We start from the raw sequence: 25569 nt of genomic DNA on the forward strand, positions 1-25569 counted from the left end.
GAAAGTAGCCGAGAGGACGGAACGATTGAGAAAAGCGTCAGCGGTCGCATACCACCCCAAATATAAAAGAACCATCGATGTCAGGAGGACTTCCCCAACACTGATGGTTCTCATTACAGAAAATCACATTTAGTTCCAACCGTGATTATCTGGTGAAAAAGTTGTGAAAGATCCTGTGTTGCTGCTGGTAAAGCCACTTAGGGGGACAATACTAACGAGAGCGAATATCACCATCACAGATACTAACGCCTTCTTCATGCTTCAACAGCTCCTTACAAAGATTTTGATACTGCTCTGTTTGCTTATTTGAAGCATACTGCCGATAAACCTCAAATAGTACAACAAACTTTTTAAAGTCCGCATCATTAATCATATTATAAGATGTTAAAAACAGTAAAATAAGCTGTACAGAATCTTGATACCTTTGATGTTTAGCATAGTAAATAGCCTGATGATACAAGAATCTAAAATAGTGAGTTCTATTTGTAGCATCTTCGAGATTTCCAAAATCCTCGATTTTTTCTGAGAATTTTTCAAGTAGATCATCTATATTAACCGAATGAAGCGAAGCTGTCTCCATGATCGTGACGAGTCCGGGTAATAACTCTTCCGGATTATCTTCTAAAAATTGAATATACTCAGGTAGCACGCTCAATTTTCCAGACAGCAGATCATTCGTATACAGATTTGCTTTAGCAAAAAATTTGAATCGATCGACTTCTTCCCAGCCGATTTTGTCCAACCCCGAAAACCAGCCCAATTCCGAATACTTCAAAATATACTCTCTGGCCTGATCGTACAAACCGAGTTTTTGAAGAGCCGTTCCCTTGGCCAGATAGCTAAACCCGTAATAGAATACCAAAGGCCGTTCTGCCTTAAAGAGATAAGGTAATTTTTGCAAGCTTGCTTCTTGCGCTTCGTTATACATTTTCTCAGCAAGGCTGTGCAAATGATCGGCTATGGCCAATATATCTTCCCAGGCATGTTGAGAGAACCGCAAATGAAGTAATTCAATACATTTATCCAATCTATGATGATCCGTTAATAAATAAGTAGCGTCTTTCCCTTCCAAAACTTCTTCCATCCAACTTCCTCCCATAGTTTTTTTCGTAATATGGAGTATGTTACACCAAGATGTGAGTTCCAGAAATTATAACAATCTAATACAAATATAGTCATTTTCTGTCCAGTGGTCAATTTTTTCTTACATAAATGCTAATTTTTTGTATCATCTGATATGATAAAAGATTTATTCAAACTACGATATGACCTAAAAAAATAAAACAAAGAAGCCCCAGACCGACGACGAAGGTCTGAAGTTCTCTTTGTTTTGATCAGCTATTATTTTGCGTCCGAAGGCAATGAACCGGCTACGCCCCATACTTCCACATTAACTTTGTTTGAACCACCACGGAACTGAATTGTATATCGTCCGGAACGCATAGCATCAGCACTTCTCCAAACAGTTTCACTGTTTTTGCTGATTGTCTGGCCGTCAACATACGCTTTACCAGAATCATTGTGTTCTACAGTAAAATCAACTGGGGCATTTGCATAGTTTCTAATGCGCAATTTAACATACCCGAAACCCTTAGGAACCTCGAAGCTGCCTGGTGCAGTTGCACTTCCCCCTACAGTAAAGTTAAAGGAATTTCCCACGCTTTGAGGAGTTATAACATGGTCGCTAGTAGTTGTTGTACCAGCATCTTGGGTCGCAGTAGTGGATGTATTTGCAGTATCAGTTACAGCATCTGAATCCCCAAAGATCGCACTGGGCACGGCAATAGCTCCTCCCAGCAAACCTAAAGATAAGGCTGGCGCAATTAAATGCTTTTTCTTCATTGATTATTCCTTCCTATATTTGTATATAACTGCCACCTCATTATACCAAAAGATTCCACTTAATGTAGTGTTTCGACAAGTAAATTAGTAATATAGCATTAAATATATTATTTATTTCCATATTAATCCTGAATTTAATTGTTCGTACTTACTCAAAAATCTGTCTGGATCTCCAGGACTTATTTGGCTCGTTTTACTCCGAAAATCCGAACAATTTCCCAGACAGTTTATTTGGATGAATAAAAAAATGGAACAATGCTTTCATATTACCAGAGCATCGCAAGCGCATTAATGAGTTTTATCACCCAAAACGATGTTCTCCAACCTGTATTAAGCTCTGATCAATTAGAAGAACTAAATTATGCTGTACTTCAATATTTTGATTGTGCGTTGTGTCGTAGCGATTACCTATTATCTGCAGAAAGCTAATTCATCACATCACTGGTACTTTGATAAAGTGTGACCTTATCAGCCTTAGCTCTACAGTATCATGACACTCATCCTAATCCAGATTTTGATGATTGCGTTACGATAGTTGCAGCGGGAGCTAAAATAGGAGCTACAAGTGGTCTTTGGTTGCTGCAGCGGGTGCGGCACTAGAGACAGGTGGCAGAGTACCGCAGCACGGATGGCTTGTAGAATGTTAACGGGATCTGTTCAAGGCGTGATGTATACGGGGCCTGAGCATGGACGGAGAAAGCAGGAACGAACCGTAGAAGTCGTTTATTATTCCAATAAGCAATTTTGCAATATTTTCGGCAGAATTAAACGTTTTGACCCCATTCGAAGATCCTACTAATTGGAAAGTTCAGACGGTAACGTTCGCAAAACTCACTTTATCTGATTAAGGATGTTCGACTTCAGTGAACTTCTCACTGTAAAATCGCTTGTATATTTATATAAAAAAAGAGACAGTCATGTAAACGACTGTCTCTTCTATCCTCAGCGTAACCGACTACTTGACCAACCAGCTGCCTGAAAAGAGCGACCGCGCACCAGGTTTCCAGGCGAAACTGCAACATGCAGCGAGTGCCAGACGGCCGGTAAGCTGTTCCGGATACAACAGCGATTGGAGCAACGTTCCGTTCGCGGAGCGTCGTCAGAACATCTCTTTTACTCTCACCATCTATTGCAATGTCGGAGTTGACTCTCTAAATATCGGCTCTGTTCTGATATGCGTGATCTGATAAGGTCTAGAAGGATTTTTGACCCGCGCCAATAGCATCTCAGCCGCCGTAATGCCCATTTCGTTGTTGTAGATATGCACGGTGGATAAATGAGGTTCCACAATCCGGGATTCAGGAGCGTTATCAAACCCAAACACGGCAATATCGTCAGGAATTTTCAAGTTTTTATTTTTGAGCGCTTTCATGACACTGACGGCAATAAAATCATTGGCGCACACGAACGCAGACGGTAGCACGTTCATGCCTTCCAATTGTTTATCCATCCAATCCGACTCGGAGAAAAAATTCCGGTCCTGATCGACGATACAGCAAGATAAATCCACATGTAGACCTGCTTCGATTAAAGCTCTGTTATATCCAACCCACCGCTCGTTGAAGCTTTTGCAATGCTTATAATCCCCAGCAAACCCGATCCGCGTAAATCCACGATGAATCAGGCTTTTGGTGACAGAATAAACGCTATGTTCATTTTCCATCAGCAATAAATCCGCTTTCAAATCAGGATAAGAAATGTCCACAGAACAATCAATAAAGATCGTGGGCAGTCCCAAATCCGTAATAAGCTCACTATATTGTGGATCAAACATTTCAATACAAATAATTCCATCCACCTTGGAGGCTTCAAAATTATTAGGAAGCGTTCCTGCATGGATTTCATTTTCCCGCACAATATGAATCGACAGATTATACCCTTCTGCGCTTATTCTTTTCTCCAAACCACTGATGAGTAAGGAGCCAAAATGTGAGCTGTTCGGCAGATTACATGTGACCAGGGCAATGTTACCTTGATTTTTCGGGATGATGCTCTCCGTTTCCACATAGGCAAATTGCTTATATTTAAGTTCTATCGCTTTTTTAATGACCTTGTTCCGAGTATCAACCGGGATGCTATCATTACCGTTAATCGCTTTGGACGCGGTATTTCGAGAGATTCCCAAAGCGTCAGCAATGTCTTGAATGGTGACTTTTTCTTTCTTCATAGACAGGTTCCACCTTCACTAATAATGGATTGCCTGAGAGGTACAGTTGCCTCTTACAGCTCTCCGTTTAGACCTTAAATGTATAATAGTTCGCATGAAATAGCAATGTTTGCATTACAAACGAACAAATAATATTTACATTTGTAAATCTTGTTTGGTAACTTATATTTATCTCCATCGGATCGACAAATAAATTTAAATCCAATCTTATATAAGCTGGACAAAAAAAGTGCGCATGGGAAACAGAGAGGACAGATCCATGCTGTATAAGTAAAGCGGTCATTGTTTATGGTTAACTTTTAAAGTTGGATTATATACTATATCGGTTATCATTTCTTCTTACAGAAGCATAATTTATTAATGCTATATTTAGTCAAATGTCAATTATTTTTTTACAAAAAACATTGACGAATGACATTTCGATTTGGTAAATTGAAGATGAAAAATGTAAGCCTTTTCAAATTTGTTGTACAGGCGATTTATTACAGATTGGGGGAATTGCGAGTATCAGAAAAACAGGAGATGCTCGTCGGTTATGCTTCTGATACGCAGGAAGTATATGTAGACCGGACACGGTCAGGCTGTTCGGATTTCCATGAAGACTTTGCGGGAAGACACGCAGCCTCACTGGAAACAGTAGAAAACCGATTGGACATTCATATCTATGTGGATCGTTCGCCGTTGAAATGAGACGTTCTCCATGAAGATCTAAACAGCGGATTTTCCAATTATTTTGTAGTGGATGCGCGGTGTTGATCCGTACTAGAAGGTAGGGGGATGAAGGTGGAGTTTACTAACACGCGAACGAACCTGACCAATTGGCAGATTAAGGGACAGGGGCACAAAGAAGATAACATCCAGGGACTTTTGCTGAGGTCGGAGCCGCAGGAAAATGTGATGGCTATGTCCGGAACAACGTCTCAGGATTTTACTTTTGAGGCGGATGTGATGGTCACAGACACACAGGCGGATGCTACGCTAGTATTCCGTTCCAGTGAGGACGGGTGGTCTTCCTATATGCTCCAAATCGTGCCGGCTGCCGGATTGTTGCGGTTGCGGGATGCTGCCGGGGATATTGGAAGACTGAAAGAGGAACGTCAGGTCAATTTAAAAAAAGGAGCTATTTATCATCTTAAGGTGAGCGTAGAGGGCTCCCATCTTAAAGTGTTCTGGGATGAGGGATATAAGCCGATTATAGATGTGGTCGATACGACTTATACATCAGGATATTTGGGGCTGAATGTCTGGAATGGATCGGCGTTATTTCAGAACATTCAAGTCAGTGATATGGATACGAATCTAAGCGGACCGCTCCTGATCCGTGGAAAATGGCAACCTGACCTGAAAGGGCAAAGGGCTGAGGGAACAAGTGCAGAAGATGCATTGAAAATATATGGCTCCGCAGCTACAGACCTGGTGCTGGAAGGCGGTGTGACGCTGAATCCTTCTGAACCGGGAATGGAAGCAGGACTATTTTTCAGAGGGAGTCAGGATGGGAAAAATGGATATGTTGCTTCTGTGCAAGGCGAAGGCAATCAGGTTCGCGTACAACTGAAGAAGGCGGACGGAACGTTGATTACAAAGTCGGCGCAGACATATCAGGGTGGGTTCAGCAGCAAACACCACTTGGAAATCATCGCTCATGGAGAGCGGATTCAGGTATTTATAGATGGATATACTCCTGCGGCAATTGATATCATGGATAGCAGCAATACCAACGTCTTTGCAGGCTTGAAAGTGACCGGGGGAACTGCTTATTTTCAGGATATCTACCTTACCTCTGTCTCGAATTACTATACAGAAAAATATCGCCCGCAGTATCATTATTCTCCTGCCAGAGGCTCGGCGAGCGATCCGAACGGATTGGTTTATTTCGAGGGGGAGTATCACCTGTTCCATCAGGATGGTGGACAATGGGCGCATGCGGTCAGCCAGAATTTGCTGGATTGGAAAAGGCTTCCGTTTGCATTGAAGTGGAATGATCTTGGTCATATCTGGTCAGGCTCGGCTGTAGCCGATCTAACCAATACTTCCAGCTTGTTCGGTGACTACGGAGGAGCAGGGCTGATTGCCTATTACACTTCCTTCAATCCCGATCAGCTCAAGGGCAACCAGAGAATCGGCCTTGCTTACAGCACAGACCGGGGACGTACATGGCAATACCCGAAAGACCGTCCAATTGTAATAGAGAACCCGGGCCAAAGTGAAAACGATCCTGGCCATTGGGATTTCCGTGATCCTAAAGTAGTGTGGGATGAAGTCTATCAGCGCTGGATTATGGTAGTGTCGGGAGGCGATCATATCCGTTTTTTTACCTCCACCAGCCTAATAGATTGGCGCTGGACGGATAACTTTGGTTATGGTGATTATATACGTGGTGGAGTATGGGAATGCCCGGATCTATTTCAGCTTCCGGTAGACGATGGTAATACTTCTAAATGGGTGCTGATGATTAGCACTGGAGCCAGCACAAACACTCAAGGCTCGGATGCGGAATATTTTATCGGTGAACTGACGTCTGATGGCAAATTTCAAAACGATCATTCACCGGGGAAGGTGTTGAAAACCGATTGGGGCAAGGAATTCTACGCCTCAATGTCCTTCTCCGATGTACCCGACGGGCGGCGTATCATGCTGGCATGGATGACGAATTGGGACTATCCGTTCAGCTTTCCGACTTCTCCCTGGAAGGGACAGTTTAGCATCCCGAGAGAGTTATCGCTAAAAACAACTCGTGAAGGCATCCGTTTGATACAGCATCCGATATCCGAGCTGACTTCGCTGCGTTCCCGTTTATTTGCGATAGAAAATCAAAGTGTCACGGAATCTTATCCGAATATACTGGAAGGTTTGGATGCAGGTGCCTATGAGATTGAAGCGGTGTTCGAACTGCCTTCTGTTGGGGCTGCTTCAGCATTCGGGTTTTACGTGCGGGATGGCGGTGAGCAAAGAACGGCGGTCGGCTATACAACAGACATACAACAAATGTTTGTAAACCGTGCTGATTCAGGGCTTACAGATTTCTCTACTCTATTTTCAACGCTTCATAAAGCATCACTTGCACCTATCGGAAATCGAATCCAAATGCGTATATTTGTGGACGAATCCTCGGTTGAGGTGTTTGGGAATGATGGAGAGGTCGTATTTTCGGAGATTATTTTGCCCGATTCGGCGCGAAGAGGGATGGGCTTTTACACCCAGGGTGGTGAGGTGAAGGTTGTTTCCCTCCATGTTTATGCCTTGCGGAACAGCTGGAGGCTACCAGATGCTTCGTCTGCCAGTGTGATCATGGATCACACTTATGTGGAGCTTGCGAGGGAGCAGACGAAGCGTCTGTACGCGAGTGTGGAGGATGAGTCTGGAGAAAAAGAAATCTTGCTGATTTGGGTTTCTAACAATCCTGAGATTGTAAAGATCAATGCGTCCGAGGACGGGAGTGCGTTAATGGAGGCAGTTGCCCCGGGAGAAGCTGTTGTTACGGCTTCCGATTCGGAGGATAAGGTCCGCGGTAGTACCTTGGTTAAGGTGCACGGTGGGGTGTTTCATACCAACCTTACAGGTTGGAAGCCGGATGTTTCCGCATCGCGGTGGATCGTGACAACGGATGGGATACGAGGAAGCTATATCAGCGATGCGAATTATATGGCTGCTGAGCAGGCGGAAGATTTTACGTATGAGGCTGATATGAAGCTGCATGGAAATGGAAGTGCTGGATCCATGATTTTCCGCGCCAATGCTGACGGATCGAGTGGCTATTATCTGAATTTGGACCCCAATCTGAAATCGATTCGCCTATTTTTTAAAAAAGAGGGTCAATTTGAGGAGCAGCAGGTGCTTGCCAAGGTTCCAAGATTCGTTCTGCCGGAAATGTTTCATCATATTAAAATCGTGGCAGAGGGCCTGCGCATTCGCATTGACGTAGACGGTGAGCAGGTCATCGACCTGGAAGATAGTACGTTCGCCGAGGGGCATGTGGGTGTGAATGTATTTGGAGGGCAGGCGTTTTACCAACATGTAAGGATCGAGCCAATTTGAATTTCTTATTTCAAAAGGAGAGCCGTCTTAACGGACTCTCTTTTTTTACGTCTTGATGTTATTGAGAATATATAATGTAACCGCACACATGTAAATGGTATGACATATTACCTAACGTAAAATTTGACACATATGTGAAATGAGGATAAATGTCAGAGATTTCATGGAGAAGCGAATTGACTGGATTTGTCCCTGTCTCTAAGATGTAATTATATTCCAGACAATAACAGAGATTTGTGTAAGGGAATATAACGTGGAGAGGAGGGAATGAATGGACTCTTTAGCTGATCTCTCGGAAACCCCCTTAGCATTGGAAACCCTCAGACGACATCCCTGTTATAACGAAGAGGCACATCGCTATTTTGCGCGCATTCATCTTCCAGTAGCCCCGGCATGCAATATTCAATGCCATTATTGCAACCGCAAATTCGATTGCGTCAATGAAAGCCGTCCCGGCGTTGTTAGTGAACTGCTCACGCCGGAGCAGGCGGCGAGCAAGACCTATGGCGTAGCGGCACAGCTGATGCAGCTGTCCGTTGTCGGCATTGCGGGACCTGGAGATCCGCTGGCCAATGCGGAGGCAACCTTCGATACCTTCCGCCGGGTCCGTGAGACAGTTAAGGATGTCATATTCTGTCTCAGCACGAATGGCCTTACCTTGATCAGGCATATCGACAGGATTGTAGAGCTGGGTATTTCGCATGTCACGATCACGATCAATGCTGTAGATCCAGTGGTGGGGAGCCGCATTTATGGATGGGTCTACGATGAAGGAAAACGCTATGCAGGAGAGGAGGCCGCGCGGCTGTTGATTGACCGCCAGCTGGCAGGCTTGAAGATGCTGGCTTCGAGAGGCGTATTGTGCAAGGTGAACTCGGTGCTGATTCCCGAAGTCAATGATGCCCATCTGCCGGAGGTAGCCAGGGTGGTCAAGGAGCACGGCGCAGTGCTGCACAACATTATGCCGCTCATCATCGCACCTGGTAGCCGGTATGAGCAGGAAGGGATGCGGGCTCCCCGTCCCCGTCTGGTCCGGCAGCTGCAGGAGCAATGTGCTGAAGCGGGGGCTGTCATTATGCGCCATTGCCGTCAATGCAGGGCGGATGCGATTGGACTGCTGGGCGAGGATCGCAATCAGGATTTTACATGGGAGAACATAGCGGCTGCTCCTCCCATGGATGAAGGGGCAAGGGCACAATTTCAGAAAGAACTGGATGAGAAGGTGAGAGTAAGAATGGAACGCAAGGAGGGACAATCACACCACAAACAACCGTCAACCGGGGCTGGCTGTAGCTGCCCGTTATCGGGAGATAAGCCTGAAGCGAGCTTCACCTCAAAGCCAGTCCTAATCGCAGTGGCCAGTCGTGGCGGAGGGAAGGTGAATCAGCATTTCGGCCGTGCCAAGGAATTTATGATCTATGAAAGCGACGGGACCATCGTAAATTTCATAGGCATTCGTAAGGTGCAATCCTACTGCCACGGGAAAGCCGATTGCAATGGGGACAAGGTCGAGACGATGAAGGAGATCCTTTCCATGGTGCATGACTGTGCATTGCTGCTGTCGTCCGGCATAGGCGAAGTCCCCAAAGAGGCATTGCAGGAAGCTGGCGTGCTGCCTATTGTATGCGGCGGGGATATTGAGGAATCGGTTCTGGAATATGTGAAATTTCTGCGTTATATGTATCCTGTGCAGAGCAATAAAGGAAGTAAGCGCAATAAGGGAGTTAAGGGCAATCGTTCGGATTTACCCATTAAACATTTTGGAGGCTGAGAAAATATGAGACAAATTGCGTTTTACGGTAAGGGCGGTATCGGCAAATCGACAACCTCGCAGAATACACTGGCTCAGCTCGCGACCAAATTCAAACAAAAAATTATGATCGTAGGCTGTGATCCCAAGGCAGACTCCACCCGTCTTATTCTGAATACGAAGGCCCAACAGACAGTGCTACATCTGGCTGCTGAAAGGGGCACGGTAGAGGATTTGGAGCTGGAGGATGTTGTCCAGAGGGGCTTCGGTGACATTCTGAACGTGGAATGCGGCGGGCCAGAGCCCGGTGTCGGCTGTGCAGGACGCGGCATCATCACAGCCATTAATTTTCTGGAGGAAGAGGGCGCCTACGAAGGGCTGGATTTCGTATCCTACGATGTACTGGGGGACGTTGTGTGCGGGGGCTTCGCCATGCCGATCCGGGAGAAGAAGGCGCAGGAAATCTACATCGTATGCTCAGGCGAGATGATGGCTATGTACGCTGCCAACAATATTGCGCGCGGGATATTGAAGTATGCCAACAGCGGCGGGGTACGTTTGGGCGGCTTAATCTGCAACAGCCGGAATACGGACCTGGAAGCGGAATTGATTACAGAGCTTGCGAGAAGACTGAACACGCAGATGATCCACTTTTTGCCGCGTGACAATGTTGTACAGCACGCTGAGCTGCGCCGTATGACCGTTACCCAATATAACCCGGAACATAAGCAGGCTGCGGAGTATGAAGAGCTGGCAGGTAAGATTTTGAATAACGATATGCTAACGGTTCCCACTCCCATTTCCATGGAAGATCTGGAGGATCTGTTGATGGAATTCGGCATTATTGAGGATGAAGAAACCGCAATTAACAAAGCTGAGGCGTCCGGGCAGTAGGCTCCAGCTAGAAGGCTTAATGACGGAACCAACGTGTGATGATGGGGGGAGCTGAACGCGTAGCTCGCAGGAGGGAGGAATAGGCCAAATGAGCAGTATTGTGGATAAGGGAAAGCAGATCGTAGAGGAGATACTGGAGGTATATCCCAAGAAGGCCAAGAAGGACCGGACCAAGCATTTTGAGATCGCGGATGAGGAGCTTGTGAACTGCGGAACCTGTTCCATTAAGTCCAACATGAAATCACGGCCCGGCGTCATGACAGCAAGGGGCTGTGCTTATGCAGGCTCCAAGGGTGTGGTATGGGGCCCGATTAAAGACATGGTGCACATTAGCCATGGTCCCATCGGCTGCGGGCAATACAGTTGGGGTACCCGACGCAATTATGCGAATGGGGTATTGGGAATCGATAATTTTACCGCCATGCAGATTACAAGCAATTTTCAGGAAAAGGATATCGTGTTCGGCGGAGATAAGAAGCTGGAGGTGATCTGCAGGGAAATTAAGGAGATGTTCCCGCTGGCTAAGGGCATCTCCGTGCAATCTGAATGTCCGGTCGGACTGATTGGTGATGATATCGGGGCCGTGGCTAAGAAGATGACAGAGGAGCTGGGCATTCCGGTCATTCCTGTACGCTGTGAGGGCTTTCGCGGGGTGAGTCAGTCTCTGGGCCATCACATTGCCAATGATGCTATCCGCGATTTTCTGATGGGGCGCCGCGAGCTAAAGGAGTCCGGGCCTTATGATGTCTCCATTATCGGGGACTACAATATCGGCGGTGATGCCTGGGCTTCGCGCATTTTGCTGGAGGAAATGGGACTGCGGGTTATAGCGCAGTGGTCGGGTGACGGTACGATCAATGAGCTGGGGATTGCGCATAAATCCAAGCTCAATCTAATCCATTGTCATCGTTCCATGAATTATATGTGCACAACGATGGAGCAGGAATACGGAATTCCCTGGATGGAATATAACTTCTTCGGCCCGACCAAGACGATGGAGAGCCTAAGAGCGATTGCTGCCCGCTTTGACGAGACGATTCAGGAAAAATGTGAGCAGGTCATTGCCCAATATATGCCGCAGATGGAGGCGGTCATCCGTAAATACCGCCCACGTCTGGAAGGCAAAAAGGTGATGCTTCTGATTGGCGGACTGCGGGCAAGGCATACCATCGGTGCCTATGAGGACCTGGGGATGGAAATTGTGGCTACAGGCTATGAATTTGCCCACAAGGATGATTACGAAAAGACATTTCCCGATGTAAAGGAAGGCACCATTCTGTACGATGATCCAACTGCCTATGAGCTGGAGGAATTGGCCCAGCGGCTGAATATTGACTTAATGGGTGCCGGAGTCAAGGAGAAATATGTGTATCACAAAATGGGCATTCCCTTCCGTCAAATGCACTCCTGGGATTACAGCGGGCCTTATCATGGTTTTGACGGCTTCAAGATTTTTGCACGTGATATGGATATGACCATGAACAGTCCAGTATGGAGCCTGCTGCCGTCCCGGCAGACTGCGGAGGTGCCGGTATGAACGAGCGTCTGAACATTGTCGATCACAATCAGCTGTTTCGGCAGGATAAATATGTGCGCCAGCGTGAGGAGAAACGGGCCTTCGAGGCCCCTTGCTCGCCAGAGGAGGTTACCGCCACCCTAGAGTACACCAAGACCAAGGAATACAAGGATAAGAATTTCGCTCGTACAGCTGTAGTCGTGAACCCGGCCAAGGCTTGTCAGCCGCTGGGAGCAGTTATGGCTGCGCTGGGCTTTGAAAAAACGCTCCCGTTCATTCATGGCTCACAGGGCTGTACGGCTTATTTCCGTAGCCATCTTGCCCGCCACTTCAAAGAGCCTGTTCCTGCCGTCTCCACCTCGATGACCGAGGATGCCGCCGTATTCGGCGGCATGCGCAACCTCATTGACGGTATAGAGAACTGTATTGCCTTGTATCAGCCGGAGATGATTGCGGTATGCACGACCTGTATGGCAGAGGTGATCGGAGATGATCTGTCTGCCTTCTTGGCTAATGCCCGTCAGGAGGGAGCCCTTCCCGAGGATATGCCGGTTCCTTTTGCCAATACCCCCAGCTTCTCCGGTTCACATATTACAGGCTATGACGCCATGCTGCGCTCTGTACTGGAGACGCTGTATAACAAGTCAGGCCGGACGCCGCAGCCTGGTCATGAATTGAAGCTGAATGTACTGCTCGGGTTTGACGGGTATACGGGCAATTTTGCGGAAATGCGGCGCATACTGGGGATGTTCGGCGCTACGTATACCATTCTGGGTGACCACAGCAGTAATTTTGATTCAGGGGCCACTGGAGAGTACAGCTACTATTACGGGGGAACGCCGCTTAAGGATGTGCCCGAGGCCGCAGATGCTGCCGGCACGTTGGCGATCCAGCAGTACTCTCTTCGTAAAACATTAGGCTATATGAAGCGAACCTGGGGGCAGCAGGTGTCTTCCATCTCCACGCCGCTGGGCATCCGCGCTACTGATTGCTTGCTTGAAGAGATCAGCCGTCTGTCCGGAAAGGAAATTCCCGAGGCATTGAAGCAGGAGCGCGCCCGAATTGTGGATGCCATGATGGATTCGCATGCTTATCTGCACGGCAAACGAGTGGCTATGGCGGGAGACCCGGATATGCTCATCGGCCTGATTGGCTTTTGTCTGGAGTTGGGCATGGAGCCGGTGCATATTGTTTGCTCCAATGGGGACCGGAAATTTGACAAGGAAGCAGAGCTTCTGCTGAAGTCCAGCCCTTACGGTGCAGAAGCCACAGTTCATTCCGGTCAGGATTTGTGGCATATGCGTTCGCTGCTGTTCCAGGACCCGGTGGACCTGGCTATTGGCAGCTCCCACCTGAAGTTCGCGGCCAAAGAGGCGAAAATTCCTTTGCTCCGTGTGGGCTTTCCGATCTTCGACAGGCATCATCTGCATCGTTATCCGATTATCGGCTACCAGGGTGCGCTGAATCTGCTTACCCAATTCGTGAATACCGTACTGGATGTCATGGAAGAGCAGGCTCCGGATCATAGCTTTGATCTGGTGCGCTAATTGCTGTACCGCGTAGATGGAAGTTGGCAGCTATTTCAATGGATTCTATCTGAAATAAGGGGGGTGTGCGGATGGAGCCGGCTGTGTCTAACGGAAGGCTGGAGGTATCCTGCGGCAACAAAATTCCCAAAAGCACGCCCTGTCCCCGGCCTGTGCCGGGGGAGGCTTCGGGTGGCTGCTCCTTTGACGGGGCCCAGATTACACTGATCCCCATTGCAGATGCGGCTCATCTGGTGCACGGGCCGATTGCCTGTCTCGGCAATAGCTGGGAGAGCAGAGGCAGCCTGTCCAGCGGCCCAGAGCTGTCGGCGTATGGCTTCACTACTGATCTTGGAGAACAGGACATCATTTTTGGTAGTGAACAGAAGCTGCATGAATCGATTCGCTACATTGTCAGCCGCTTTGCTCCTCCCGCTGTGTTTGTCTATACAACATGTGTCACAGCCCTCACCGGTGAAGATATCGAGGGGGTCTGCAAGGCTGAATCGGAGCGGATGGGGACGCCGATCATTCCGGTGAACAGTCCGGGATTTGTGGGCAGCAAGAATCTCGGGACCCGGCTGGCCGGAGACGTGCTGTTCCAGCATATTATCGGCAGCACCGAGCCGGAACAGACAACCTCCCATGATATCAATCTCATTGGGGAATACAATATTGCGGGCGAGATGTGGCATATCGAGCGGCTGATGCAGCAGGCGGGAATGAGTATCCTGTCCCGAATTACCGGGGACGGTCGGTTCCGTGAGGTGGGATGGGCGCATCGTGCCAAGGCCAATATGGTCGTATGCAGCCGGGCTTTGCTGGGCCTGGCAGTCCAAATGGAGCGTAAATACGGCATTCCTTATTTTGAAGGTTCATTTTATGGAGCAAAGGAGACGAGTTATTCCTTGCGGCAGATGGCTTACCTGACTGGAGATCGTGATGTAGAGCGACGGGTGGATAAGCTGGCCGCACGGGAGGAAATGAGGCTATCGCTGGAGCTGGAACCCTACCGCAAGCAACTGAAAGGAAAGCGGGCAGTGCTCTATACCGGAGGGGTAAAGAGCTGGTCTGTCATTACGGCTTTGCAAGAGCTGGGCATTAAGGTAGTTGGTGTAGGCACGAACAAGAGTACTGCCGAGGATGTATCCCGGATTGCTGACCGTATCGGAGATGATGCGGAATACATCCCGGAAGGCGGCGCCCGGCAGATTCTCAAGACCGTACGGAGCCGCAAGGCAGACATGGTCATTGCCGGGGGCCGGAACATGTATATGGCGCTTAAGGAACAGATTCCTTTTGTGGACATCAATCAAGAACGGCACAAAGCCTATGCGGGCTATGACGGGCTGTTGTCTCTAGCGAAACAGCTTGTGCATACGCTGCAGCATCCGGTATGGGAGCTGACCGCCAAATTGGCTCCATGGGAGGAGGAGACGGAATTTGCCGATTAAATCCGCCACGAAGCCTGTCAGTGTCAACCCGCTCAAGGTAGGACAGCCTCTGGGCGGCGTGTTGGCTCTGCAAGGGATGTATCGCTCAATGCCTTTGCTGCACGGCGCTCAGGGCTGCTCGGCCTTCTCCAAGGCGCTGCTGACTCGCCATTTTCGAGAGCCGATTGCCGTTCAGACCTCTGCGCTGCAAGAGATGGACGTTATATTTGATGCAGACCGGAATCTGGAGGAGGCGCTGGATCATATCTGGTCTAAGCATCATCCAGATGTCATCGGCGTTATCAGCACGGCCCTCACTGAGGTGGCAGGTGTTGATTTTCAGTCCAGGGTAAAAGCGTTCAAGCGAGAACGGGCCTTGAAGGAAAGTCTGCTGTTTTCTGTATCGCTGCCTGATTTTCACGGCTCTCTGGAGACGGGCTACAGCAGTACAGTAGAGTCGCTAATGGATGCCGTACTCGGGTTAGCCGGAGGCAAGTCCCCCAAAAAACAGCGCCGGACGCAGGTCAATCTGCTGCCGGCTTCTTATCTGACTGCCGGAGATGTCATGGAAATCAAGGATATTATCGCTTCCTTCGGCCTGGAGGTTATCACACTTCCCGATATCTCCACTTCCTTGTCCGGTCACCTGCTGACAGGTTTTTCCCCTTTGACGAGAGGGGGGACTCCGCTGGATTCAGCCTGCCAGATGCTGGAGTCTTCCTGCACCATTGCCATTGGCGCGAGCATGGAGCGTCCGGCGCGCAGGCTGACTCATGCCGCAGGCATTCCCTACCACTTGTTCACGGGTCTGTCTGGCTTGGCCGCGAGCGATGCGTTCATACATTTTCTGCAGAAAATCAGCCGCGAGCCAGCCCCTGTTCGCTTCCGCTGGCAGCGTGAAAATCTGTTGGACAGCATGCTGGATGCCCATTTCTATTATTCCGGCGCTTCCGCTGTAGTGGCGCTAGAACCGGATCATATGCTGTCGACCGCAGCCTGGCTGGAGGAGATGGGAGTGGAACTGAAACGGCTAATTACACCCTGCAGCACGCCCGCACTGCAAAAGACAGAACGGGAAGTCTGGATCGGTGATCTGGATGATGCAGAGGAGAGCGCGCAGGGCGTTGATTTGTGGATCAGCAATTCACATGGAAGAAAGGGAGCGGCACGGGCCGGGGCCTCATTCGTACCGGCAGGCTTGCCGGTGTATGACGAGCTGGGCGCCCACACATCGGTAAGCGTCGGATACCGTGGAACCATGGAGTGGGTGAACAAGGTGGGTAATGTATTGCTTACCGAGAGGGGGAGGGGAGGATGAAGGTTGCATTTGCGACGGAAGACGGTGTGCATGTGAATGCTCATTTTGGGCAGAGTCCCATGTTCACTGTATTCGAAATCCGGCACTCAGGCGTCCAGTTCCTGGAGCATCGGCGGATAGCCCTGGGGAGCGATGAGAACGAGGCGGGCAAGATCGCCAGCCGCATTGGCCTGATCGAGGATTGTGCCTTGATCTTCCTGGTACAGATTGGCGCTTCGGCCGCCGCACAGGTTACCAAACGGACCATTATGCCTGTGAAGGTGGCCTTCGGTAGCACCATTGAGGAGCAGGTCCAGCGTCTCCAGAATATGCTGGCTCGTAATCCGCCCATGTGGCTTGCCAAAATCCTGCACGCTGAGGAGGGCAGCGGCAAAGCCGAATCATGAGCCTTCTGTAAGGAAGAGCAACCGTATATGATGTCAAGATCCTGCGGACCGAATATCTTAAAGGCGGGAGCCGCACATGGAGGGGTGGACGAATGGTACAGCTGCTGGAAGACAGTAGATACGGACGCCAGTTGAAGCTGCTGGGAGTGGAAGGTCAGAACAGGCTAAAGCAGGCTACTGTTATGGTTGCAGGCATCGGAGGATTGGGAGGGACAGCGGCCATGTACCTGGCCGCTGCTGGAGTGGGAAAGCTGATATTGGCCCATGAGGGTGTAATCCATCTGCCCGATATGAACCGGCAGGTGCTGATGGACAGCGGACGAATCGGGGAGGAACGGATGGAAACGGCATTGCAGCATTTGCACCGTATCAATCCGGAGACCCAGCTTGAGGGCCACGCCGACAGAATCACGGAAGAATCCTCTCGACCATGGGTAGAAGCGGCAGATATCGTGATTGATGCACGATATGACTTTCCGGAAAGATATGCGCTGAACAGACTATGTGTTCGACATGGCAGACCGATGATAGAGGCGGCCATGTACGCCTATGAAGTATCATTGATGACCATTGATCCCGGTAGGACGGCGTGCCTGGAATGTCTCTACCCAGAAGGCGGACAGCCTTGGGAGCCTCTGGGATTCCCGGTCCTGGGAGCCACCTCTGGCTTGATTGGCTGTATGGCTGCACTGGAAGCGGTCAAATGGATTACAGATGCGGGCAATCTGTTCACTGACCGCATGTACCGTATGAATGTGCTGGATATGAGCAGCTGCACCATAGCGGTCAAACGCAATCCGCGTTGTCCGTGCTGCGGAACGGGAGGGAATACAGATGAGTCGATTGCATATTTGTGATACGACACTTCGTGACGGAGAACAGGCTCCGGGCGTTGCCTTTTCGGCCGAGGAGAAAACTGAAATTGCCATCATGCTGGACTCGGCGGGGGTGGAGCAGGCTGAGATCGGAATTCCGGCAATGGGAGAGGCGGAGTGCAGGTCTATTGCCAGGATTGCTGCTCTCGGACTTCAGATGAAGCTAATGACCTGGAATCGCGCGGTGTTCACGGATATTGATGCAGCTGAATCGACAGGTGTCGGCTGGGCCCATATTTCGGTTCCCGTGTCGACGGTGCAGATGAAGGCCAAGCTGGGTATGAATCCTGAGCAGGTGACGGAGCTGATCCGCAAGTCAGTCGATTACGGTCTGTGTAAAGGATTGACTGTTTCCGTAGGCTTTGAGGATGCTTCAAGGGCAGATGACCTGTTCCTTGAGCAGTTGGCGAATCAGCTCTATAGGGATGGTATCCGGCGCTTCAGATATGCCGACACGCTGTCCGTTCACCATCCCGCTGCCATAGCTGCCCGTATAGACAGATTTGTATCGCGCGTGCCGCAGGATGTGGAGCTTGAGATTCACTGTCATAATGATTATGGCCTAGCGCTTGCCAATACTTTGGCAGCTTTGCAGGCGGGAGCTGTCTGGGCCAGTACCACAGTGTCGGGCCTTGGGGAAAGGGCAGGTAATACGGCGTTGGAGGAAGTGGTGATGTCGTGGAGGGATCTATATCAAGGAACCTGCAGTGTCCGCCCCGAACTGCTGAACCCGCTGGCTGCACTGGTCTCCAAAGCCTCCAACCGAATCATTCCCGAAGGTAAGCCAATTGTGGGAGACATGGTATTCGCCCATGAATCCGGCATACATATCAACGGTCTGCTAAAGGAGCGCGCCGCCTATCAGGCCCTTGATCCGACTGAGCTGGGTGCTGACCATTCGTTTGTACTCGGCAAGCATTCGGGCAGAAGTGCAGTTCAATATATGCTGGAGCAGGAAGGAATCGAGGCGGGCTCCGGTGAAATCAAGTTCCTGCTGGAGCGACTTCGCCTAGTCGGTGAAGATCCCAAGCGTGTCATTCATAGCGCGGATTTAAGGCGCTGGCTGCAGTATTATCCGGCAGAGCTGCCGAAATAATCGAAAAAGCGTTCCCGTCCGGTAAGTGTGACCGTGACTGGAACGCTTTCTTGCATATCTTTTAATTTCACAACCGGAGTCTCCAATTTGCTGGTTAAACGAAGCCGTTCAGAAGGGTATAATAAAATATAGTGCTGTATAAAGTGCGTATATATGGTTTTACAGCAGACAGGTTCGAATCTTATAACCATTACACGCTGATCTGGAAGGACGGCTATGGGCAATTGGAGGAATGCTTGTGGGAATGATGTTTTCTTTTCTAAAAAAATATCGGGTTCCAGCCATCGCAGCGCTCGTGATGATGTTGCTGGAATTGACGGTAGAGCTATCACAGCCATATTTGATCTCTAAAATCATTGATGAGGGCATCCGACAGCAGGATTTGTCCGTCGTCTGGTTATGGGGCAGTGTATTGGTGGGGAGTGCCGTTATCGCTTTTATGGCGGGGATATCCAGCTCTTTTTTTGCTTCACATGCAAGTCAGGGCTTCGGCTATGATTTGCGGGAAAAGCTGTACCGTAAAGTGCAATCCTTTTCGTATCCTGTGTTTAAACGTTTTGCCACTTCGTCGCTGATTACGCGCCTGACCGGGGATGTCACGCAAGTACAGGATACGGTGTTTATGAGCCTGCGTTTTATGACACGGGTTCCGCTTGTAGTCATCGGCAGTATTGTGATGGCACTGGTTGTACATTTCAGGCTTGGACTGCTATTGGCGGTTATGGCCCCAGTGCTGTTCGTGTTTGTGTTGGTGATGATGCGGAGGACGGTCACTTTGTTTAAAGGTGTCCAGCGACGCTTGGATGACGTTAACGGAGTAATTCAGGAGAATCTGACAGGTATCCGTCTCATCCGGGTTTTTGTGCGGATGCGGCATGAAATCGAACGTTTTGCCCATTACGGAGGCGAGTTGATGAAAGGGACGGTGTCCGCTCTACGCTGGACAGAAACGACGATGCCGTTCATTTTGTTTACGATGAATGCAGGGATTATTGCAGTACTTTGGTTCGGACGCGGCCAAATTTCCACTGGGGATGCCAGTGTAGGACAGGTGGTCGCAGTCGTCAATTATTCACTGCGGACAATTGGAGCCCTGTCTGCCTTATCAGGTATCGTTGTTGTATTTTCCCGGGCAACTGCATCTACGGGGCGGATTCGAGAGATATTGGAAACATCTAATGAAGATGGGCAAGAGCTGGAGCCTGTTTCAACACATCATACACAGATTGAGGGACAGGTGGAAATGGACCGGGTAAGCTTTCATTATCCGGGCAGTGATCTGGCTGTCCTAAAGGATATATCTTTTAAGGCGCAATCGGGCGAGCGGATAGCTATTATGGGGGCCACTGGCTCGGGCAAATCCTCACTTGTGCAGTTGATTACACGTCTGTATGAAGAAGATGAAGGTTATGTGCGCTTTGACGGAAAGGACGCTCGTGAACTGGATGCGTCCATATTGCGAGAGGCTATTGGCTATGTGCCTCAGGAGGTACTGCTATTCACCGGCTCGATTCGGGATAATATTGCTTGGGGGCTGGAGAATGCCAGCCTGGAGCAAATTAAGGAAGCTGCACGGATAGCGCAAATCCATAATATGATTGAACGCTTGCCGCAAGGCTATGACACGATGCTCGGGCAGCGTGGTGTCAATCTGTCTGGCGGACAGAAACAGCGGCTTTCGATTGCCCGCGCACTGGTGCGCCAGCCGACGGTGCTGATTTTGGACGACAGCACAAGTGCATTGGATGTAGGGACAGAAGCAGCACTACTGAATGCACTCGATGGCCTGTCCTGCACGACATTTCTCATTACGCAAAAAATCAGCTCGACGGCCTCAGCAGATCAGATTTTACTGCTGGATGAGGGTCGCCTGATGGCAAGTGGAAGTCATGAGCATCTCATGGATAGCTCGGATCTGTATCGGCGTATCTATGAATCACAATACGGAAAGGAGGAGTCGCATGTTCAAGGAACTCATTGAACCGTTCCGTCAGCCTACACCGCCGTCCGGTGTGCTGCGAAATCCGGTGGGAGCGGAAGGACGCCGCAAGGCCAAAGCGAAGAACTGGTCTGGCACGTTAGGACGGATATGGGCTTATCTGGCCCGCCGTAAGGCCAAACTGATGCTGGTGCTGTTCATGGTACTGCTCAGCTCCGGGCTGGCTCTGCTGGGTCCATATCTGGTCGGCGTAGCGGTGGATGATTTTCTCGAAGGTCCGGGTGGACGCACGTGGATTTATTTTCTCATCGGATTAGGAGCTGTATATCTGCTCAACTCGCTGACCTCCTGGTTGCAAAATATCTGGATGATTGAGATTGCCCAAGAGACGGTGTACCGCATGCGTTTCGATCTGTTTTCACATTTGCATCGACTACCGATTCCTTTCTACGGCAAACGTCAGCAGGGAGAGATTATGAGCCGTCTGACCAATGATATTGAAAATGTCAGTTCTACGCTTAACAGTTCCGCCATTCAGATTTTTTCGAGTATATTGACGCTAATCGGTACACTCACGGTGATGCTGTGGTTAAGCCCGCTGATGACCCTGCTGACCTTTATCGTGGTGCCGTTAATGGCTGCCGGGATGCGCTGGATTACACGTCGCACCGGGTCTTTATATAAGGAACGCCAGAAGAATTTGGGCGAACTGAACGGATACATCGAAGAAACACTGTCTGGGCAGCAGATTATTAAAGCATTTTCGCAGGAAAAGAGAGTCATCCGTGGTTTTGGCGAGCGTAATGACCGTATTCGGCTATCGGGCTTCTGGGCACAAACGATTTCAGGCTTTATACCGAAGCTGATGAACGGACTGAATAATCTCAGCTTTGCTATTGTAGCGGGGATCGGTGGGATTTTGGCCATTCGCGGCTCCATCACTATAGGTACAATTATTGTATTCGTAGAATATGCCCGCCAGTTCACCAGACCGCTGAACGATTTGGCTAACCAGTGGAACACTCTGCTGTCCGCCATTGCCGGAGCTGAGCGTGTATTTGAAATATTGGATGAAGATGAAGAGTCCAAGGATGAACGCGGCGCAGTGGAGGTAGAGCATGTGGAGGGGGCGGTGCGGTTTACGGATGTTTCCTTCGGTTATGATGAGGGAAGCGCTACGCTGGAAGGTATTTCTTTTGAAGCCAAACCGGGTGAAATGATCGCACTAGTCGGCCCGACCGGGGCAGGAAAAACGACACTGATCCAGCTCCTTTCCAGATTCTATAGCCCCGACCAGGGAATGATTACGCTGGACGGACGCGATATCACTACCATACAACGTGAAAGCTTGCGCTCCCGCATGGCATTTGTGCTACAGGATTCCTTCCTGTTTCAGGGGACGATTCGTGAAAATATCCGCTTCGGCAGACTGGACGCCACCGATGAGGAGGTTGAACAAGCATCGAAACTGGCCAACGCCCATTCCTTTATCATGCGGATGAAGGACGGATACGCCAAGGTGTTGGAAGCGAACGGCAGCGGCATCAGTCAAGGGCAAAAACAACTGCTGGCTATTGCCCGTGCTATTTTGGCCAACCCTTCCATCCTTGTACTCGACGAGGCAACAAGCAGCATCGACACCATTACCGAGATGAAGATACAAGAAGGACTGGAGCGGCTCATGCAGGGGCGAACAAGTTTCGTCATCGCGCATCGGCTGAATACCATTCGTCTGGCTGATCGGATTCTGGTCTTAAAGGATGGCCGTTTGGAGGAGAAGGGTTCTCATGATGAACTGCTGGCTCACAAAGGCTTTTACAGTGATTTATATTATGGTCAATTGAGTAAGCAAAGCTCCTAAGCCGGCTCGCGATTAACAGATTTACAGGCATACTTAAAAGGACTACCTCGGGGGTGGCCCTTTTTAAGTATGCCTTTTTACAGGTACGTACTCTTAAAGAGGCGTTTGAAATGAAGATACTGCTTTCACACCATTAAATATACCCATACCCCGTATATGTATGTTAGTATGGATGTGCAAGAATAAAATCCCACTTCAAAGGAGAGATCATCATGAAAATCGCAATCATGCTTTTCGATGGAATTACGGCATTAGATGCAATGGGTCCATACGATGTATTTGCTGCTACACTGAAATGTGAAGTGAAGTTTGTCGCTAAGAAAAAAGGGTTAATCAAGCTGGACTCAAATATGGGTTATTTGCATGCCGATTACAGTTTTTCTGAAGTTAGTTCAGCTGATATTCTTGTTGTTCCAGGTTGCAGTCCGCCAAATTATAAAACTCCAATGAATGACGAAGAAACGTTAAATTGGATTCGCCAAATACATGAAACTACGAAATGGACCACGTCGGTTTGTAACGGCTCTTTGATTTTGAGCGCCGCAGGCTTGTTAAATGGAACCGTAGCCACCAGTCATTGGGGTTCCTTAGACCTGCTCCAATCTCTTGGAGCCATTCCAACAGATGAGAGAGTGGTTCGTCAGGGCAAAATCGTTACAGCAGCCGGTGTCTCCTCTGGTATTGATATGGCACTCCAGCTATTGGCATGGGAATTGGGAGAAGATATGAGTAAAGGAGTTCAGCTGATTTTGGAATACGATCCTCAGCCTCCGTTTGACACGGGTTCACCAAAGAAAGCACCTGCTATATTGGTAGAACAAATAAGAGGTATGTTACAAGAGTTTGCAAAACAGGAGCCTAATGTGTAAAGCAAGAATAAAAAGATCTCTTTCTGGTATTAGCTTGGAATAATAGGTTTGTAATTTTATTTACAAGGGTCCCTATTTCAACTAATATAGTTTACACATAGTAAAGGGTTACATAGTGTAAATGGTTGAAGGGGGTTACAAACATGAGCAGCTTACCTAAGTCTGCTACATTTCCACTTTTCATTCTGATGCTGAATTTGTTTATTGCTTTATTGGGTCAAGGTATGGTGATTCCCATTCTGCCTGAATATCTGAAACAATTTAATGCGGCAGGAGCTGCTGCGGGGTATCTTATTGCCGCTTTTGGAGCAGCACAGTTTATTTTTTCGCCCCTAGGTGGGCAGCTTTCGGATAGATGGGGGCGGAAATCCATGATCATCACCGGTCTGTTTTTAACCGTCATCTCGGATCTAATGTTTGCTGTTTCTACGACATTGCCTCTTCTATATATAGCCCGATTTATCGGGGGGATAGGTATTGGATTAATGGTTCCTTCTAATATGGCCTACGTCGCTGATATTACCACTTCTGAAACCCGAGCTAAAGGAATGGGATACTTGGGTGCCTCCATGAATTTGGGTATGGTGCTTGGTCCGGGGTTAGGCGGTATGATCGCTGAGTTTGGCATAAGGGTGCCCTATTTTTTTGCTGGTGGACTTGGACTTGTAGCTACGCTGCTTAGCTTGTATATGCCAGAGACACTACCCAAGGAAAAACGAAAACCCGCTAGCCAATGGGTCCGCCGGGAGCCAATTCGCAACCAAATCCTAAATTCATTTCGGACATCCTATTTTCGTTATCTTCTCCTCATTCTGATCATGACATTAGGTTTGATGAATTATGAAACGGTGTATGCTCTTTTTGTGGAACGAAAATATGGTTTTGATGCCACTAAAATCTCAATGATCATTACGGTTGGTGCAATTATAGGCATCGTAGTACAGATATGGCTACTTGATTATCTCATCAAGAGACTTGGTGAGATGAAGCTTATACGTCTTTCTTTGATCATGACAGCCATCGCTTTACTGTTAATGATAATTAAGATCAATTTAGGTTATCTGCTGGCGGTATCGGCGCTGTTTTTTGCTTTTAATGCCTTCCTAAGGCCAACCGTAAGTACAATGATCGCGAACTCAGCTGGTGATCGTCAAGGATATGCCGCCGGATTGAATACGACGTATACCAGCCTAGGCAATATATTGGGACCCATTTTAGCGGGTTTGATGTTTGACAAACACATTCATATTCCTTATATTTTTGGTGCACTTATCCTTGCATCTGCCCTTTTCTTAACCTTACAAAAATCGAAAAATGAGAAACGGATGGTTGTTAATGACTGAGAACTGGCACCAGAATTTGAAAAACAAAAATCGGGAAGAACTCATTGCGGCTGCCAAGGAACTTTTTATGAAGCAAAGCTTTCTCAAAGTTAATATTAAGGATGTATGCAACGTGGCTGGTGTAAGTCGGGTCACATTCTATAAGCACTTTCAGTCCATGAACGAACTGATCTTTGAGGTTCAGATGGAAATCCTTGAGAGCATGACCGAATTAGTTAGAAGGGCACCTTCAGCCGAAATGAGCGGTAAGGAGATGCTTACTTCGATGCTTGATGCATGGATTGATTACGCTTGGCAACATCCGGAGTACATCAAGTTTATTCTTCTATTCGATCTGCATTACGAAGCTTATGATTCAAATCAAGAACTCAAAGAACAGTACAAAAATTTTGTTAGCCGGGAAAAGGAACGACATTTCCTGATGGATGCTCTGGAAGTTGGATTCCAAGATGGATCATTAAAGTCCGACACAGAACCCTTGAAGACCGCTCATTTTATCTTCACGTCTATGATGGGTATACTCCAGAAAATGAGTCTGACGTCCAAGGACGATTGGAATAACGAACTTGATGATATAGAAATTGCTAACCGATTTGCGGGAATGTTGATTCAGTATTTTAGTCCAGAAAGTGATAAATCCCCAACCTTTTAGGCAGGAGTCGCCTGCCGTATTCCAAAGGATTTCAGATCGTCCGATGGAGTGAAATAGAAGTACAGGA

The 25569-nt window shown here is 48.6% G+C and carries 20 protein-coding genes; 17 read left to right on the forward strand and 3 right to left on the reverse strand.

Annotated elements, in window-relative coordinates; genetic code table 11:
* Positions 1–211: 211 nt before the first annotated feature.
* Positions 212–1084 (reverse strand): hypothetical protein, encoded by an 873-nt coding sequence (locus tag NSQ58_RS19010; protein ID WP_071559115.1) that lies wholly within the window; start codon positions 1082–1084, stop codon positions 212–214.
* Positions 1085–1341: 257 nt separating this feature from the next.
* The gene (locus tag NSQ58_RS19015) at positions 1342–1842 is read right to left on the reverse strand and encodes a hypothetical protein (RefSeq protein ID WP_071559114.1); all 501 of its coding nucleotides are present in this window, start codon (positions 1840–1842) and stop codon (positions 1342–1344) included.
* Between the two features lie 640 nt (positions 1843–2482).
* Between NSQ58_RS19015 and NSQ58_RS19020 the strand changes: the two genes are divergently transcribed.
* On the forward strand, positions 2483–2641 hold the full coding sequence (locus NSQ58_RS19020; protein ID WP_158659158.1) for a hypothetical protein: 159 nt from the start codon (positions 2483–2485) through the stop codon (positions 2639–2641).
* A gap of 327 nt (positions 2642–2968) precedes the next feature.
* On the opposite strand, the gene NSQ58_RS19025 is transcribed toward NSQ58_RS19020, so the two are convergent.
* Positions 2969–4009 carry a substrate-binding domain-containing protein gene (locus NSQ58_RS19025; RefSeq protein WP_071559113.1) on the reverse strand — a complete coding sequence of 347 codons (1041 nt, stop codon included), beginning with the start codon at positions 4007–4009 and terminating at the stop codon, positions 2969–2971.
* Positions 4010–4447: 438 nt separating this feature from the next.
* Between NSQ58_RS19025 and NSQ58_RS19030 the strand changes: the two genes are divergently transcribed.
* From NSQ58_RS19030 to NSQ58_RS19105, 16 genes are all read left to right on the forward strand, one after another.
* Positions 4448–4699: a GH32 C-terminal domain-containing protein gene (locus tag NSQ58_RS19030; RefSeq protein WP_028543225.1), complete on the forward strand. Its 252-nt coding sequence runs from the start codon at positions 4448–4450 to the stop codon at positions 4697–4699.
* 87 nt (positions 4700–4786) lie between these two features.
* A complete protein-coding gene (locus tag NSQ58_RS19035) occupies positions 4787–8044 on the forward strand; it encodes a GH32 C-terminal domain-containing protein (protein WP_341058022.1) in 3258 nt (1085 codons plus the stop codon).
* Positions 8045–8315: 271 nt separating this feature from the next.
* Entirely contained in the window at positions 8316–9815 is a 1500-nt protein-coding gene (gene nifB / locus NSQ58_RS19040; protein WP_053324759.1) for a nitrogenase cofactor biosynthesis protein NifB, read from the forward strand.
* Between the two features lie 6 nt (positions 9816–9821).
* Positions 9822–10688 (forward strand): nitrogenase iron protein, encoded by an 867-nt coding sequence (nifH, locus tag NSQ58_RS19045; protein ID WP_053324760.1) that lies wholly within the window; start codon positions 9822–9824, stop codon positions 10686–10688.
* A gap of 88 nt (positions 10689–10776) precedes the next feature.
* Complete coding sequence (gene nifD / locus NSQ58_RS19050; RefSeq protein ID WP_341058024.1) at positions 10777–12225, forward strand: nitrogenase molybdenum-iron protein alpha chain; 1449 nt, start codon at positions 10777–10779, stop codon at positions 12223–12225.
* Positions 12222–13751 (forward strand): nitrogenase molybdenum-iron protein subunit beta, encoded by a 1530-nt coding sequence (nifK, locus tag NSQ58_RS19055; protein WP_341058025.1) that lies wholly within the window; start codon positions 12222–12224, stop codon positions 13749–13751. Before nifD ends, nifK begins: the two co-directional genes overlap by 4 nt.
* Positions 13752–13822: 71 nt before the next feature.
* Positions 13823–15184, forward strand: a complete 1362-nt coding sequence (gene nifE, locus NSQ58_RS19060; protein ID WP_028543222.1) for a nitrogenase iron-molybdenum cofactor biosynthesis protein NifE — start codon at positions 13823–13825, stop codon at positions 15182–15184.
* The gene (gene nifN, locus NSQ58_RS19065) at positions 15174–16481 is read left to right on the forward strand and encodes a nitrogenase iron-molybdenum cofactor biosynthesis protein NifN (RefSeq protein WP_053324762.1); all 1308 of its coding nucleotides are present in this window, start codon (positions 15174–15176) and stop codon (positions 16479–16481) included. The genes nifE and nifN overlap by 11 nt, the downstream gene beginning before the upstream one ends.
* Complete coding sequence (locus NSQ58_RS19070) at positions 16478–16867, forward strand: NifB/NifX family molybdenum-iron cluster-binding protein (RefSeq protein WP_028543220.1); 390 nt, start codon at positions 16478–16480, stop codon at positions 16865–16867. The genes nifN and NSQ58_RS19070 overlap by 4 nt, the downstream gene beginning before the upstream one ends.
* A 92-nt stretch (positions 16868–16959) precedes the next feature.
* The gene (locus NSQ58_RS19075; RefSeq protein ID WP_023987276.1) at positions 16960–17724 is read left to right on the forward strand and encodes a HesA/MoeB/ThiF family protein; all 765 of its coding nucleotides are present in this window, start codon (positions 16960–16962) and stop codon (positions 17722–17724) included.
* The gene (locus NSQ58_RS19080; protein WP_076264452.1) at positions 17702–18838 is read left to right on the forward strand and encodes a homocitrate synthase/isopropylmalate synthase family protein; all 1137 of its coding nucleotides are present in this window, start codon (positions 17702–17704) and stop codon (positions 18836–18838) included. The genes NSQ58_RS19075 and NSQ58_RS19080 overlap by 23 nt, the downstream gene beginning before the upstream one ends.
* Positions 18839–19082: 244 nt before the next feature.
* Positions 19083–20819 (forward strand): ABC transporter ATP-binding protein, encoded by a 1737-nt coding sequence (locus tag NSQ58_RS19085; protein WP_279832217.1) that lies wholly within the window; start codon positions 19083–19085, stop codon positions 20817–20819.
* The gene (locus NSQ58_RS19090; RefSeq protein ID WP_341058026.1) at positions 20800–22638 is read left to right on the forward strand and encodes an ABC transporter ATP-binding protein; all 1839 of its coding nucleotides are present in this window, start codon (positions 20800–20802) and stop codon (positions 22636–22638) included. The genes NSQ58_RS19085 and NSQ58_RS19090 overlap by 20 nt, the downstream gene beginning before the upstream one ends.
* Positions 22639–22850: 212 nt before the next feature.
* Positions 22851–23507, forward strand: a complete 657-nt coding sequence (locus NSQ58_RS19095) for a DJ-1/PfpI family protein (RefSeq protein ID WP_023987280.1) — start codon at positions 22851–22853, stop codon at positions 23505–23507.
* 143 nt (positions 23508–23650) lie between these two features.
* Positions 23651–24850, forward strand: a complete 1200-nt coding sequence (locus NSQ58_RS19100) for an MFS transporter (RefSeq protein ID WP_028543215.1) — start codon at positions 23651–23653, stop codon at positions 24848–24850.
* The gene (locus NSQ58_RS19105; RefSeq protein WP_341058028.1) at positions 24843–25502 is read left to right on the forward strand and encodes a TetR/AcrR family transcriptional regulator; all 660 of its coding nucleotides are present in this window, start codon (positions 24843–24845) and stop codon (positions 25500–25502) included. The genes NSQ58_RS19100 and NSQ58_RS19105 overlap by 8 nt, the downstream gene beginning before the upstream one ends.
* Positions 25503–25569: the final 67 nt, after the last annotated feature.

The organism is Paenibacillus sp. FSL M7-0134, assembly GCF_038007865.1.
GTDB lineage: Bacteria > Bacillota > Bacilli > Paenibacillales > Paenibacillaceae > Paenibacillus > Paenibacillus polymyxa_B.

Coding starts and splice junctions, on each gene's coding strand:
- NSQ58_RS19080 (WP_076264452.1), top strand. CDS start 17,702: ATGAGTCGATTGCATATTTGTGATACGACACTTCGTGACGGAGAACAG.
- nifE (WP_028543222.1), top strand. CDS start 13,823: ATGGAGCCGGCTGTGTCTAACGGAAGGCTGGAGGTATCCTGCGGCAAC.
- NSQ58_RS19105 (WP_341058028.1), top strand. CDS start 24,843: ATGACTGAGAACTGGCACCAGAATTTGAAAAACAAAAATCGGGAAGAA.
- NSQ58_RS19100 (WP_028543215.1), top strand. CDS start 23,651: ATGAGCAGCTTACCTAAGTCTGCTACATTTCCACTTTTCATTCTGATG.
- NSQ58_RS19085 (WP_279832217.1), top strand. CDS start 19,083: ATGATGTTTTCTTTTCTAAAAAAATATCGGGTTCCAGCCATCGCAGCG.
- NSQ58_RS19075 (WP_023987276.1), top strand. CDS start 16,960: ATGGTACAGCTGCTGGAAGACAGTAGATACGGACGCCAGTTGAAGCTG.
- NSQ58_RS19095 (WP_023987280.1), top strand. CDS start 22,851: ATGAAAATCGCAATCATGCTTTTCGATGGAATTACGGCATTAGATGCA.
- NSQ58_RS19015 (WP_071559114.1), bottom strand. CDS start 1,842: ATGAAGAAAAAGCATTTAATTGCGCCAGCCTTATCTTTAGGTTTGCTG.
- NSQ58_RS19030 (WP_028543225.1), top strand. CDS start 4,448: ATGAAAAATGTAAGCCTTTTCAAATTTGTTGTACAGGCGATTTATTAC.
- NSQ58_RS19025 (WP_071559113.1), bottom strand. CDS start 4,009: ATGAAGAAAGAAAAAGTCACCATTCAAGACATTGCTGACGCTTTGGGA.
- nifB (WP_053324759.1), top strand. CDS start 8,316: ATGGACTCTTTAGCTGATCTCTCGGAAACCCCCTTAGCATTGGAAACC.
- NSQ58_RS19010 (WP_071559115.1), bottom strand. CDS start 1,084: ATGGAAGAAGTTTTGGAAGGGAAAGACGCTACTTATTTATTAACGGAT.
- NSQ58_RS19035 (WP_341058022.1), top strand. CDS start 4,787: ATGAAGGTGGAGTTTACTAACACGCGAACGAACCTGACCAATTGGCAG.
- NSQ58_RS19070 (WP_028543220.1), top strand. CDS start 16,478: ATGAAGGTTGCATTTGCGACGGAAGACGGTGTGCATGTGAATGCTCAT.
- nifH (WP_053324760.1), top strand. CDS start 9,822: ATGAGACAAATTGCGTTTTACGGTAAGGGCGGTATCGGCAAATCGACA.
- nifD (WP_341058024.1), top strand. CDS start 10,777: ATGAGCAGTATTGTGGATAAGGGAAAGCAGATCGTAGAGGAGATACTG.
- NSQ58_RS19090 (WP_341058026.1), top strand. CDS start 20,800: ATGTTCAAGGAACTCATTGAACCGTTCCGTCAGCCTACACCGCCGTCC.
- nifK (WP_341058025.1), top strand. CDS start 12,222: ATGAACGAGCGTCTGAACATTGTCGATCACAATCAGCTGTTTCGGCAG.
- NSQ58_RS19020 (WP_158659158.1), top strand. CDS start 2,483: ATGTTAACGGGATCTGTTCAAGGCGTGATGTATACGGGGCCTGAGCAT.